This is a genomic window from Pseudomonas viridiflava, from assembly GCF_001642795.1.
GTDB classification, from domain to species: domain Bacteria; phylum Pseudomonadota; class Gammaproteobacteria; order Pseudomonadales; family Pseudomonadaceae; genus Aquipseudomonas; species Aquipseudomonas viridiflava.
On record NZ_LKEH01000027.1, the window covers coordinates 20,005 to 32,343 of the forward strand.

11 protein-coding genes are annotated in these 12,339 nt (G+C 61.9%); 4 read left to right on the top strand and 7 right to left on the bottom strand.

The window, feature by feature from the left end:
- Positions 1–170: 170 nt before the first annotated feature.
- The 7 genes from AO065_RS15360 to AO065_RS15390 form a co-directional block, all read right to left on the bottom strand.
- Positions 171–1,319: a M20 family metallopeptidase gene (locus AO065_RS15360; RefSeq protein ID WP_004885224.1), complete on the bottom strand. Its 1,149-nt coding sequence runs from the start codon at positions 1,317–1,319 to the stop codon at positions 171–173.
- The gene (locus AO065_RS15365) at positions 1,316–2,743 is read right to left on the bottom strand and encodes a M20 family metallopeptidase (RefSeq protein WP_004885225.1); all 1,428 of its coding nucleotides are present in this window, start codon (positions 2,741–2,743) and stop codon (positions 1,316–1,318) included. The genes AO065_RS15360 and AO065_RS15365 overlap by 4 nt, the downstream gene beginning before the upstream one ends.
- Complete coding sequence (locus AO065_RS15370) at positions 2,740–3,750, bottom strand: ABC transporter ATP-binding protein (protein ID WP_004885226.1); 1,011 nt, start codon at positions 3,748–3,750, stop codon at positions 2,740–2,742. The genes AO065_RS15365 and AO065_RS15370 overlap by 4 nt, the downstream gene beginning before the upstream one ends.
- Complete coding sequence (locus tag AO065_RS15375; protein ID WP_004885227.1) at positions 3,747–4,748, bottom strand: ABC transporter ATP-binding protein; 1,002 nt, start codon at positions 4,746–4,748, stop codon at positions 3,747–3,749. The genes AO065_RS15370 and AO065_RS15375 overlap by 4 nt, the downstream gene beginning before the upstream one ends.
- Positions 4,749–4,764: 16 nt before the next feature.
- Positions 4,765–5,673 carry an ABC transporter permease gene (locus tag AO065_RS15380; RefSeq protein WP_004885228.1) on the bottom strand — a complete coding sequence of 303 codons (909 nt, stop codon included), beginning with the start codon at positions 5,671–5,673 and terminating at the stop codon, positions 4,765–4,767.
- Between the two features lie 8 nt (positions 5,674–5,681).
- Positions 5,682–6,599 carry an ABC transporter permease gene (locus AO065_RS15385; RefSeq protein WP_004885229.1) on the bottom strand — a complete coding sequence of 306 codons (918 nt, stop codon included), beginning with the start codon at positions 6,597–6,599 and terminating at the stop codon, positions 5,682–5,684.
- A gap of 68 nt (positions 6,600–6,667) precedes the next feature.
- Positions 6,668–8,188, bottom strand: a complete 1,521-nt coding sequence (locus AO065_RS15390) for an ABC transporter substrate-binding protein (protein ID WP_004885230.1) — start codon at positions 8,186–8,188, stop codon at positions 6,668–6,670.
- Positions 8,189–8,388: 200 nt separating this feature from the next.
- On the opposite strand from AO065_RS15390, the gene AO065_RS15395 reads away from it, so the two are divergent.
- The 4 genes from AO065_RS15395 to AO065_RS15410 all read left to right on the top strand — a co-directional run bounded on the left by AO065_RS15395 (position 8,389) and on the right by AO065_RS15410 (position 12,214).
- The gene (locus AO065_RS15395; RefSeq protein WP_004885231.1) at positions 8,389–9,297 is read left to right on the top strand and encodes a LysR substrate-binding domain-containing protein; all 909 of its coding nucleotides are present in this window, start codon (positions 8,389–8,391) and stop codon (positions 9,295–9,297) included.
- A gap of 180 nt (positions 9,298–9,477) precedes the next feature.
- Positions 9,478–10,383, top strand: coding sequence for a GTP cyclohydrolase FolE2 (gene folE2, locus AO065_RS15400; RefSeq protein WP_004885232.1), 906 nt, complete (start codon positions 9,478–9,480; stop codon positions 10,381–10,383).
- 11 nt (positions 10,384–10,394) lie between these two features.
- Positions 10,395–10,955, top strand: coding sequence for a gamma carbonic anhydrase family protein (locus tag AO065_RS15405; protein ID WP_004885233.1), 561 nt, complete (start codon positions 10,395–10,397; stop codon positions 10,953–10,955).
- Positions 10,956–11,047: 92 nt separating this feature from the next.
- The gene (locus AO065_RS15410; RefSeq protein WP_004885234.1) at positions 11,048–12,214 is read left to right on the top strand and encodes an acetyltransferase domain-containing protein; all 1,167 of its coding nucleotides are present in this window, start codon (positions 11,048–11,050) and stop codon (positions 12,212–12,214) included.
- Positions 12,215–12,339 lie beyond the last annotated feature (125 nt).

A 12,339-nucleotide genomic window follows, 5' to 3' on the forward strand; every position in this document is an offset into this window, starting at 1 on the left:
AAGCTCCAGCGTTATCCACGTCATGCGCCCGGCTCACTTAATCCGCAATCTGTGCCATTTGTGACGCGGAGCGTCACGGGATGCATGCCCACTCGGAGCGATGGGCACGATCAGTGTCGAGGCGGTCTTGTGCATAACGATGAGCGCAGAGCGAGGGAACAATCGCCCGATCATTCCGCCAACCCCACGATGGTCGCTACCAGCGCCTGACCGCGTGGCACGAGGGTGTCGAGCTCCAGATATTCGCGGTCTGTATGCACCTTGCCGCCCACCGGACCCAGTCCGCACAGGGTAGGGATGCCCAGGCTTGCGGTGAAGCCCGAGTCGGCGCAGCCGCCGGTGAATTCGCCTTCCACGCTGAAGCCCAGTTCCGCCGCGACGCTCTGGTAGCGCTGCAACAGGTCGGTGCTGTGCTGCGCTTCCATCGGCAGGAAGGTCGTGGCTTCCAGCAGTCTGGCCGAGGTGCCGGGCAGTTCCTCTGCGTCGACGATGGCGTGAATGGCCGTGAGTATGTCGTCCCACTGACGCAGTTCGATAAAGCGCACGTCGAGTCTGGCTGTGGCGGTCGGCGCCACGGTATTGCTGGAGGTTCCGCCCGACATCAACCCGACGTTGGTGGTGATACCCGCCGCGTAGTCGGTCAGCGCATGCAGCTTGATCACCTTGTGCGCCAGCGCTTCAATGGCGCTGGCACCGTCGGCATGGTTGACGCCGGAGTGCGCAGCCCGGCCGCTGACTTCGATGACCAGCGTCGCGCCGCCTTTGCGGGCGCTGACCACATTGCCGCTGGCCCGGCCCGGCTCGGGATTGAGCACGGCGCGGGCGGCTCTGGCGTGTCGTTCGATGTGCACGCGTGCACTGCCTGAGCCGATCTCTTCGTCGCCGGTATACAGAATCTGCACCGGAAACGGCAGCGGACCGGCGCGCTTGAGTGCCTTGAGTGCGAAACAGTTCAGCACCAGACCGCCTTTCATGTCGGCAACGCCAGGCCCGTACGCCAGCTTCTCGTCCCGCGTGTAACCACGGGTCGTGGTGGTGCCCTTGGGGAATACCGTGTCGCGATGACCCAACAACAGGACCGGCTTGCCCGGTCCACCGGGCAGTTCAGCCAGCAACACATCGCCAAAGCCCTCGACTGCAATGCGCTCTACGCCTATCCCGTCGGCCTGCAGCTGCGCCGCAAGCAGGTCGCCGACAGCATCGACACCGGCCTTGTCGTAGCTGTTGGAGTCGATGTCGACCAGTTGTTGCAGTAATGCCTCCATGGCGTCGAATTGCCCGGACAGCCATTGTGTTGCGTTCAGTTGTGCCTGATTCATTGGCCTGTTTCCTGTGCCTGATGTTCTCGGGCCAGACGAGCGCCGTCATTGCCCAGGTCCCAGAATAGACCGGCCATGATCTGCAGGCTTTCTTTCACCACCGGGGCCAGCAGATGTTCATCGGGTGCATGCTGTGAGCAGGCCGGGTAGGAATGGGGCACCCAGACCGTCGGTAAACCGAGCACCTCGGCAAACACGTCATTGGGCAGTGAACCGCCCAGATTGGGCAGCAGCGCAGGTTTCTTGCCGGTGGTTCTGCTCAGTGACTCCAGCGCCCAGCCGACCCACGGGCTGTCCGGTGACAGGCGCGTGGCATGCATGACGTCCATGCGCGTCTGCTTCACCTCCACCTGAGTGAAACCGTGCGCATCCAGGTGCGCCCGCACGGCCGGAATGAACGTCGTGTAATCGCTGTCAACCACGAAGCGTATGTGACACAGCGCATGGGCCTTGCCGGGAATGGCGTGGACCGGAGCATCAGGATTGCCGGTCTTGAAGGCCAGAACGTCCAGCGTGTTCCAGCCGAAGACTTTCTCGCTCAATGAAAGATCCGGCTCGCCCCAGTGCGGATCGATGACCGGATCGCCGGGCCCGCCGCCCACTTCTATATCGGCCAGAGCCGTGCGCACCGCCTCGGGAATGGCCATCGGCATCAGCCCTGCAACTTTGACCCGACCATGCTCGTCCACAAGGCTGGCAATGGCGTTGGCCAGAATGATGCCGGGGTTGGCCAACAGACCGCCCCAATTGCCGGAATGATGCGCGCCTTCGCGCAAATGCACGCTCAGTTCGAAGTTGAAAACACCACGTGAACCGAGAAACAGCGTAGGGCGCGCCGCCGCCAGACGCGGTCCGTCGGAGGCGATGAAAATGTCGGCGGCCAGGTCTTCTGCGTGCTGCTGGCAAAACAGGCTCAACCCCGGTGATCCGTCTTCTTCGCCCATTTCCAGCAGTAGCTTGACGTTGAAACCCAGCTTGCCGCCCCGCGCCTTGAGCGTTTGCTCAAGTGCCGTCAGGTTGATCAGGTGCTGGCCCTTGTTGTCCGCTGTGCCCCGGCCATACCAGCGCTCGCCGCGCTCGACTACCTGCCAGGGCGAAAGGCCCGGCTGCCATTGCGCATCGTAGCCGCGCACCACGTCGCCATGCCCGTAGCTGAGCAGGGTCGGCAGGGACGGATCTTCGATCCGCGTGGCAATCATCAGCGGGCCGCGCCCGGCCACCGGGTTGTCGTGAAGGCTGGCCGTGAAGCCCAGCCGCTCGACCTGCGGCGTGATGAAGTCGGTGAGGTAGCGGTACAACTCGGACAGGCTTTCCGGCTCCTGACTCTGCGTCGGGTACGCGACGCTTTCGCCGAGCAGGGCGAAGAACGCGCCGTTGTCGAACTGTTCGGTGACGTTGTCGATGGCGTGCGAACGGCTAGTCATGAGGGAATCAGCTCCAGGGTTTTCGGGGTGTCACGCAAATGACAACGGACGGTTCCGCCTTCCAGCGTGTCGGTGGCGGGGTACTGGTTCTTGCAAACCGTCATGCAGTTTGGGCAGCGTGGATGAAACGCACAGCCCGACGGCGGCGACATGGGGTTGGGAAAGGCGCCCTGCAGGCCCAGTTCGGGAATGCCCAGATGCGGATCGGGTGTGAGTACCGAGTCCAGCAGCGCCTGGGTGTAGGGATGACCGGGCCGGGCAAACAGCGATTCGCGGGTGCGCTCCTCGACGATCTTGCCCAGGTACATCACGGCCACTCGGTCGGCCAGATGTTCGATGACCGCCAGGTTGTGACTGATCAGCAGGTAGGTCAGGCCGAACTCCTGCTTGAGGTCCTGCAACAGATTGAGAATCTGCGCCTGAACCGACACGTCCAGCGCCGAGGTGGGTTCGTCGCAGATCAGCACATCGGGGCGCATCACCAGCGCCCGCGCAATCGCCACACGCTGGCGCTGGCCGCCGGATAACTGGCTGGGGTAACTGTCGATCACCCGCTTGGGCAGGCCGACCACGTCCATCATGTCTTCGGTGCGTTTGCGGCGTTCTGCGTGGCTGCCGATGTCGTGCACGATCAGCGGCAGGGTGACGATTTCGCGCAGGGTTTTGCGTGGATTAAGTGAGGAGTAGGGGTCCTGAAAGATCGGCTGAATGCGCCGCGCCATTTCCTTGCGATCGGTGCCCGCCAGATGCTTGCCATTGACCAGCACGTCGCCGCTGCTGGGCGCCAGCAGACCCAGCAGCATCTTGGCCAGGGTACTTTTGCCGCAGCCTGATTCGCCGACCAGCCCCAGGGTTTCACCGCGCATCAGGCGCAGCGATACGCCATCGACGGCTTTCAATGTGGCGGTCGGTTTGAAGAAGCCCCGGCTGATGGTGAACTCGCGCCGGATGTCGCACAGCTCCAGGGCGATGTCTTTTTTTACGCCGGTTTTCAGTGCCTGATTCATGACCGTGCGCCCTCGCGATGAAACACCGGTTCCGCGCCCGGTGCCGCAAACAGGCAGCGGGTCATGTGGTCGGGGCCGTTGATGGCCGGAACGTCGTCGGCGCAGGCTGGAATCGCCTGCGGGCAGCGGTTGCGAAACGCACAACCATGCTGCTCGCCAACGAGGCTGGGCACCAGACCCGGAATCGAGCCCAAAGGCTGACCCGGTTGAGTACGCCCCGGAATCGGAATGCTCGCCAGCAAGCCACGCGTGTAAGGATGCTGCGGGTTTTCGAACAGCTCGACGGCTGGCGCGGTCTCGACGATCTGCCCGGCGTACATCACCGCCACGCGGTCGGCGATGCGTGCCACCAGTCCCAGGTCGTGGGTGATGAAGATCACCGCCAGGCCCAGTTCTTTCTGGAGGTCGCGGATCAGCCGCAGGATCTGCGCCTGAATAGTCACGTCCAGCGCCGTGGTGGGTTCGTCGGCGATGATCACATCCGGCTCGCACATCAGCGCCATGGCGATGATCACCCGCTGACGCAGACCGCCAGACAGCTGATGCGGGTACTGGCGCAAACGCTCCGTGGCGTTGCTGATGCCGACCTTTTCCAGCATCTGCGCAGCCCGCAGCAGGGCGTCCTTGCGTGACACCTTGCGATGCCGGGTCAGCACTTCGCTGAGCTGATCGCCAATGCTGTAGGCCGGGTTGAGCGAGGTCATAGGCTCCTGAAAGATCATCGCCAGCCGGTTGCCGCGCAGGTCGCACATCTGCCGCTCGCTCTGGCCCAGCATGTCGATGCCGTCCAGACTCAATCGGGTCGCGGTGCGCCGGGCCTTGCGAGGCAGCAGGTCCATGAGCGCCAGCGAGGTCAGGGATTTGCCGCAGCCCGACTCGCCGACGATGCATAACATCTCCCCGCGTTCGACCTGAAAGTCCAGACCGCGTACCGCGTGCAGCGTGTCCTGCCCCAGGGGGATGTCGACACGCAGGTTTTCAACATGCAACAGCGCCATGTCCGAATCTCCTCTGTCAGTTGCGCCCGTCGGGCAGGATCAGATCACGCAGGCCATCGCCGACCAGATTGATGCCCAGTACCAGCACCATCAGTGCGATACCGGGAATGGCGATGACCCATGGGGAAAAGAACATGTACGGCTTGCCTTCGGCGATCATCAGGCCCCAGGACGGAATCGGCGGTTGCACGCCGACGCCGAGGAACGACAGTGCCGACTCCAGGAGGATGGCGTGGGCCATTTCCAGCGTGGCAACCACGATCAGCGCACCGACAAGATTGGGCAGGATTTCACTGGCCAGAATGCGCAGGGTCGAGCAGCCGAGGGCCTGCGCCGATGCGACGTACTCGGCATCACGAATCTGCTGCACGGCAGCACGCACCACCACGGCGAAGCGGTCCCACAACAGGCAGCCGAGGAGGATGATCACCACCTTCAGAGAACCGCCGATCAACGAAGCGGAGGCCAGCGCGATCATGACCACCGGCATCGCCAGGCGCGTGGTGATGAGATAGCTGATGACGGCGTCCACCTTGCCGCCGAAGTAACCGGCAAGCAGGCCCATGATGGTGCCGATGACGCCGGAAATCAGCGCCGCCGAGAACCCGATGAACAACGAAATGCGTGCGCCGTACAGCAAGCGCGACAGGTAATCGCGCCCCAGTTTGTCGGTGCCCAGTACGTAGTCCCAGGTGCCGTTGGCCATCCATACCGGCGGTTTCATGCGCAGCATCACGTCTTGGGTGTAAGGGTCGTACGGCGCGAGCCACGGTGCGAACAGCGCGCCCAGTACGATGATCAGCAGCAATACGGCGCCGATGGCAAAGCCGCGATGGCCAAAGCTCAGGCGCAACGTGCGCAGGATACTTCTGGCGGGCGGCTGGTAATCGTTGATCACCAGCGGCGAAGCGGTGGTTGTGCTCATGGAACCTCCTATTTCACGCGGATGCGCGGGTCGAGCAGTGCGTTGAGCACATCGGCCAGCAGGGTTAGGACGATGTAGATGACGGCAATCAACAGCACCACCGCCTGCACCACCGGGAAGTCGTCACGGGCAATTGCGTCCCAGGCCAGCTGACCGATGCCTTGCAGCGAGAACACGGTTTCGATGACTACCGAGCCGCCGAGCATGAAACCGAATTCCACAGCGGCCAGCGCCACTACCGGGATCAGCGCGTTGCGCAGCGCATGCTTGAACAGCACTGTGCCGGGGCGCAGGCCCTTGGCGCGTGCGGTACGGATGTAATCGGAATTGAGCACATCGAGCATCCCGGCACGGGTCAGACGCATGATGGCGGGCGTGGCGTAGTAGCCCAGCGCAATGGCGGGCATCACGAAATGCGCCCAGGTTGAATTGCCCGACACCGGCAGCCATTTGAGCGTCACCGAGAACACCACGATCAGCATCAGCGCGAACCAGAAACTCGGCATCGCCTGACCCAGCACAGCGATGCTCAGCGCGAGCCGGTCGATCCAGGTGTCGCGTTTCACCGCCGCCAGCACACCCAGCGGAATGGCGATCAACAGCGCGATGCTCAACGCCATGGCACCCAGCCCCAGGGTGATCGACAGGCGCGACGCGATCAGGTTGTAGACCGATTCCTGAAAGAAGAACGAATCGCCCAGATCGAGGCGCAACACATCACTCAGCCACTCGAAGTACTGGGTGACCAGCGGTTTGTTGAGGCCGTATTGCACGCGGATCTGTTCGATCTGCTCGCTGGTGGCTTCCGGACCGCCAATGGCGGTGGCCAGATCACCGGACAGGTGCAGCAGGGAAAAGCTGATCACCGAGACGGTAATCGCGACGCACAGGGCAATGCCCAGGCGGCGCAGCAGAAATCCAGACATGGCACGTGACCTTGTATCCATGGGATGACGGGGTGAGCCGCGCGGAGGGCGGTCACCCGTTCAGGGCATTACTTCCAGCTCGACAACACGAAGCGCGGCAACTCGTCCGGGTACGGCTTGAAGTTCAGGTCCGAGACGTAGGCGTAATTCATCGAGTAGTTGAACAGCGGCGCCCAGTAGGCCTGTTCGCTGATGCGCTGCAACGCCTTGCGGTAGTTGTCCTTGCGCACCTGCGGGTCCAGTGCATTGTCGGCGGTCTGCAGCCAGCCCTGGACTTGCGGGTCCTTGATGTTGTCGTCTGGATTGCCCTTGAACCAGGTGCCTGCCGAGGCCGACGTGTCGAGGATCGAGAACGACCCCCATGCCTGGAACGACATAGGCACCTTGCCGCCGCGTTGCTGGTCCCGCAGGGCGGCGTATTTCAGGTAGCGAAGCTTGGCGTTGATGCCGACGGCGCGCAGGTTGCCGATGATCGCCTCGACGTAGTCACGGTCGCGGTAGGCGAAAATCTCGGTCTCAAAACCATTCGGGTAACCCGCTTCGGCCAACAGCGCTTTGGCTTTGGCCGGGTCGTAGTTGTAGACCGTGGCCGCCGTGGTGTCGCAGCCGAACTGGCCCGGATAGCAGGCGACCTGCAGAGGTTTGCTTTCGCCGCCCACCAGTTGCGAGGCCAGACCTTCGCGGTTGATGGCGTGGTTGATCGCCTGCCGCACCTTCAAATGCTTCATGGGCGAGTCGGCCGTAGACGTGCCGCGGGCATCGAGAATCAGAAAACCGATGCGCATTGTCGCGCCACTGGTGACCACCAGATTGGGCATGGCCTTGAGGTTTTCGGCCTGATCCGGCGCAACGCGCCAGGTCCAGTCGATGCCGCCGGTCATCAATTCCGCGAGTCGTGTTTCGGCGTCGGCGATTACCCGGAAGTTGATGTGGCTGATCTTTGGCTGGCCCTGCGGGCTGTCCTTGAAGTAGTCAGGGTTCTTGTCCATCTTCACGCCTTCGCCGGTCGCGATGGCAATGACTTTGTAAGGGCCCGTGCCGATAGGTTTGCGGCTGAAGCCTGCAAGCCCGACCTGCTCGAAGTACTTTTTCGGAAACATCGGCACCGCGTTGGACAGGTATTCCAGTGCAGGTGGGAAGGGCTTTTTCAGGTGCAGGCGGACGCTGTAGTCACCGAGTTTTTCGGCGCTCTTGATCCAGTCGACGTTCTGCACGGTGACCACTTTGGATTCGGGAGACACCACGTAGTTGAGGGTGAACACCACGTCGTCGGCGGTGAACGGATCGCCGTTGTGGAACTTCACGCCTTCGCGCAGCTGAAAATCGATGGTGGTGTCATCGACCTGCTTCCAGCTGGTGGCGAGCATTGGCTCGTATTGACCGTTGTCGGGGTTGCGATAGACCAGGTTGTCCCAGATCAGGCGACCGAGGATCACGCCTTCGCGCAAGTCGTTGTGATAGGGGCTGATGTTTTCCGGCTCGCTGTCGGAGGCGTAAACCAATGTGTCGTCGGCCTTGCCGGCGAACGCGGAAAAGCTGCTGAACAGGCCCAACAGCGCAATGCTGCGAGCGAAACCCTTGATGCCCATGCCGTTGTCTCCCTAAGGCAAAGTGATTGGATCAAAGGGCAGTGGGATCGCAAATGCGAGAAGAGGGGTATGTCTTGAGCGGCCATGATTTTCTTTTGGTCTAGCCGACGGCCTCGACACGACTCTAGGCAAAGCGTATCAATGCCACAAGTACAATATTTCGAACCTTTCATTGCCAAAAAGGCAACACAGGAGTCGCGATGCAGCTCTACGGCGTTCAATCCACGGCCCTGCGCTACTTTCTGGAAGTGGCACGGTGCGGTTCGATCAGCGAGGCTTCAACCCGGCTCAATGTCGCGTCCTCGGCGGTCAGCCGACAGATCAGCAAGCTGGAACGCGAGTTGGACGCCGTGCTGTTCGAGCGTCAGGCGCGAGGGATGGTGCTCAGCGAGGCGGGTACCCGGCTGGCGGCCTACGCGCGCAAATCGCAGCTGGAAGCCGAGCAGGTGGTGCTGGAAATTACCGAGCTGCAGGGATTGCAGCGGGGGCATGTGCGGCTGGCCTGTTCCGAAGGGTTTGCCCTCGATTTTCTGCCCCAGTGCATCGCCCGTTTCCGGCAAATCTATGAAGGCATCCACTTTTCCATGGAAGTCTGCGCACCCGCGCAGGCTACCGAGCGGGTGCGCTCGGGCGATGCGGACCTGTGCCTGACGTTCAGTCTCACGCCGCAGAATGAAATCAAGGTCGAGCACGTGCACAGCGGCGCGATCTGTGCGGTGGTCAGCCCCAACCATCCGCTGGCGTCACGCAAGGAAGTGGCGCTGGCCGAGCTGCAGCCCTACGCCATTGCCCTGACCAACACCGATACCACGCTGCGACAATTGTTCGACATCTGCTGCGGCGTGCAGGGCCTGATGTTCGATCCGGTGCTGACCAGCAACTACATCGGCGCGCTGCTGCGCTTTGTGAGTGAGGAGGGCGGCATCAGTCTGTCCAGCGAGATGACCCTGGACAAGCGCGTGCAGGAAAAACAGCTCGTTTCCCTGCCGATCAGCGACGAGGGCATGAAGGCGCGGCGCATCGAACTGCAAAGCATGGCAGGGCGCAACCTGCCTGCTGCCGTGTCGGCATTCCGGGACTTTCTGATCGAGGAATTGATGAAGACCTGAAACCTGTCGCCGGATTTTCCGGCGAGTGTTTCCGTTGCGGTCAGGGCGGACCGCGTGTTCGGTTGATGCTGTTGGTATTGATGATGTTATAGTGTAACGAATCTGTGCGGGCTGATGGATGGCCCATGACATCAGGCATCGCGTTCCAGGCGAGGCCAGCCAACGAGACGACCGACTCACATGAACAACTCTCTCCCTGATGTTGCCCTGACGGAAGCGTCTTCGGCCCTGATCGCTCTCGACTGGGTCGGCATGCAAGCCATCGAAGTGCCGATACGTTTGAGCGAAGAGGGTGTCAGCCATTCGGTGCATGCCTTTGTGGACCTACACGTTGACCTGGCCGACCCGAGTGTCAAAGGCATTCACATGTCGCGGCTGTATCGCCTGCTCGACCGCTTTGCCGAAGAGCGTGAGCTCAACGTCGCGTCCTTGTCGGACCTGCTCGAAGCCATGGTGGAAAGCCACGCCAGTTGCCGTTCCACCCGCTCGCGCATCAGGCTGAATTTCAACCTGCTGTGTCGCCGACCTGCGCTGGTCACCGAAGGGCTCAGCGGCTGGAAATCCTATCCGGTTACCCTTGAAGGCATCTGGGAAGCGGGGCGCCTGTGCCTGGATCTGTCGGCGGGCATTACCTATTCGTCTACCTGCCCGTGCTCGGCGGCGCTGTCGCGGCAGTTGCTGGAAAGCGCGTTCATCGCTCATTTCGACCGCCAGACCTTTGTCGACACCATGCAGGTCGCGAACTGGTTGCGCGCCAACGGCTCGGTCGCCACGCCGCACAGCCAGCGCAGCGTAGCGACGGTTCAGGTACGTATCCCGGAACACGCTACCGAGCTTGGTTTGATGGCGCTGATCGACACCACCGAGCGTGCCCTCGGGACGCCAGTCCAGACGGCCGTCAAGCGCGCCGACGAGCAGGCATTCGCGCGGCTCAACGGCCAGAACCTGATGTACGTCGAAGACGCTGCGCGCAAGATCCAGCAGGCGCTTGAAGGCCTGTACGCCGCTTCCAGCGTCAGCGTGCGCCATTTCGAAAGCCTTCACCCACACGATGCTGCTGCACAAACGTCCAATTACCTGACCTGAGGTTTGCCACCGTGATCCGTAAAAACCCGTCCGGCCATCTGCCGGTGATTGCCGAATCCGCCTACATCGACAAGACCGCGATCATCTGCGGCAAGGTCATCATCAAGGACAACGTCTTCGTCGGACCCTATGCAGTGATCCGCGCCGATGAAGTCGATGCCACAGGCGACATGGAACCCATCGTGATCGGCGCCAACTCCAACATTCAGGACGGCGTGGTGATCCACTCCAAATCCGGCGCGGCAGTGACCATCGGCGAGTTCACCTCGATTGCCCACCGCTCCATCGTGCACGGGCCGTGTCAGGTCGGTGACCGGGTGTTTATCGGCTTCAACAGCGTGCTGTTCAACTGTCAGGTCGGCAACGGCAGCGTGGTGCGCCACAACTCGGTGGTCGACGGCCGCGATTTGCCGGAAAACTTTTACGTGCCGTCCACCACCCGGATCGGGCCTAATACCGACCTTTCGCAATACCCGCCAGTGAGCATCTCGGCTTCGGAGTTTTCCGAAGACGTGGCGCACACCAATATCGATCTGGTGCGCGGCTACAAGGCGCTGCAGAACGAGTTTTAAACAGGGTCGAGGGGCTTCCCGTTCTGGATCGGGAAGCCTGCAACAGCCAGGACAATCGACACTGCCCACCCAACCACGGACCTTGACCCTTCATGACGACAGCTGTTCATCCCTCCCGTGCACCGGCTTCCCGGCTGCGTTCCATCGATGCTCTTCGCGGGCTGATCATTCTTTTCATGCTGCTGGACCACGTGCGGGAAACCTTCTTTCTGCACCGTCAGGTGCTGGACCCGATGGAGGTGGCAAGCACCGAGCCCGAGCTGTTTTTCAGCCGCCTGCTGGCCCATCTGTGTGCGCCGTTGTTTGTCCTGCTGACCGGGCTTTCGGCTTACCTGTATGGCGAGAAATACAGCGGCCGTGCCGACGTTTCGGCATTCCTGCTCAAACGCGGCCTGTTCCTGATCGCCCTCGAGTTCACGCTGGTGAGCTTTGCCTGGACCTTCCAGTTCCCGCCGACCGTGATCTACCTGCAGGTGATCTGGGCCATCGGCCTGAGCATGGTGGCGCTGTCGGCGATGGTCTACCTGCCGCGCTGGGCGCTGGTGGTGATTGGCGTGGTGATCATTGCCGGTCATAACCTGCTGGATTCGCTGCACTTCGGCGTCGAGTCGGCGATGCACATTCCCTGGGCCATCCTGCATGACCGTGGCTGGATCGACGTCTCGGATAATCTGCGCTTGCGCACCTCGTACCCGCTGCTGCCGTGGATCGGCATCATCGCGCTGGGTTACGCTGCAGGGCCGTGGTTCTCTGCGGGGTACGACGCGGCGTCACGCCGCACCAAACTGTGGATGTGCGGTCTGGGTGCGCTGCAGGGCTTCCTGGTGCTGCGCCTGATCAACGGCTACGGTGAAAAGCCGTGGAGCGTGGGCGAGACCGAACTGCAGAGCGTGATGAGCTTTCTGAACATCACCAAATACCCGCCGTCGTTGCTTTTCATCAGCCTGACGCTGGGCATCGGCATGCTGATTCTGATCGCTTTCGAGCACTGTCAGGAAAAGGGCTGGCTGCGCCCGCTCGTGGTGCTGGGTTCTGCACCGATGTTCTTCTACCTGCTTCACCTGTACGTGCTGAAGATCCTGTACCTGATTGCACTGGCGATCTGGGGCAAGAATCAGGGCAGCTACTTCGGCTTCGATCACATGTGGGGCGTCTGGCTGACGTCGATCGTGCTGGCAGTGGTGCTGTTCCCGGCCGTGCGCTGGTTCGCATCACTCAAGGCGCGTCGTCGGGATATCACTTGGTTGAAGTATTTGTAAATCAGTGCCGCCGTGATACGGAGCCAAATGTGGGAGGCGCCACCACGTCTTCGACGTAGCGCTGTCGCGCAGCAAACACCGGACCGTGGGAGGCGGCTTGCCGGCGATGAACGATGACGCGATTT

Bases quoted from the DNA above. Each gene is read 5' to 3' on its own strand.
- AO065_RS15360 (WP_004885224.1), bottom strand. From the start codon at position 1,319: ATGAATCAGGCACAACTGAACGCAACACAATGGCTGTCCGGGCAATTC.
- AO065_RS15395 (WP_004885231.1), top strand. From the start codon at position 8,389: ATGCAGCTCTACGGCGTTCAATCCACGGCCCTGCGCTACTTTCTGGAA.
- AO065_RS15370 (WP_004885226.1), bottom strand. From the start codon at position 3,750: ATGAATCAGGCACTGAAAACCGGCGTAAAAAAAGACATCGCCCTGGAG.
- AO065_RS15385 (WP_004885229.1), bottom strand. From the start codon at position 6,599: ATGTCTGGATTTCTGCTGCGCCGCCTGGGCATTGCCCTGTGCGTCGCG.
- AO065_RS15390 (WP_004885230.1), bottom strand. From the start codon at position 8,188: ATGGGCATCAAGGGTTTCGCTCGCAGCATTGCGCTGTTGGGCCTGTTC.
- AO065_RS15375 (WP_004885227.1), bottom strand. From the start codon at position 4,748: ATGGCGCTGTTGCATGTTGAAAACCTGCGTGTCGACATCCCCCTGGGG.
- folE2 (WP_004885232.1), top strand. From the start codon at position 9,478: ATGAACAACTCTCTCCCTGATGTTGCCCTGACGGAAGCGTCTTCGGCC.
- AO065_RS15410 (WP_004885234.1), top strand. From the start codon at position 11,048: ATGACGACAGCTGTTCATCCCTCCCGTGCACCGGCTTCCCGGCTGCGT.
- AO065_RS15380 (WP_004885228.1), bottom strand. From the start codon at position 5,673: ATGAGCACAACCACCGCTTCGCCGCTGGTGATCAACGATTACCAGCCG.
- AO065_RS15365 (WP_004885225.1), bottom strand. From the start codon at position 2,743: ATGACTAGCCGTTCGCACGCCATCGACAACGTCACCGAACAGTTCGAC.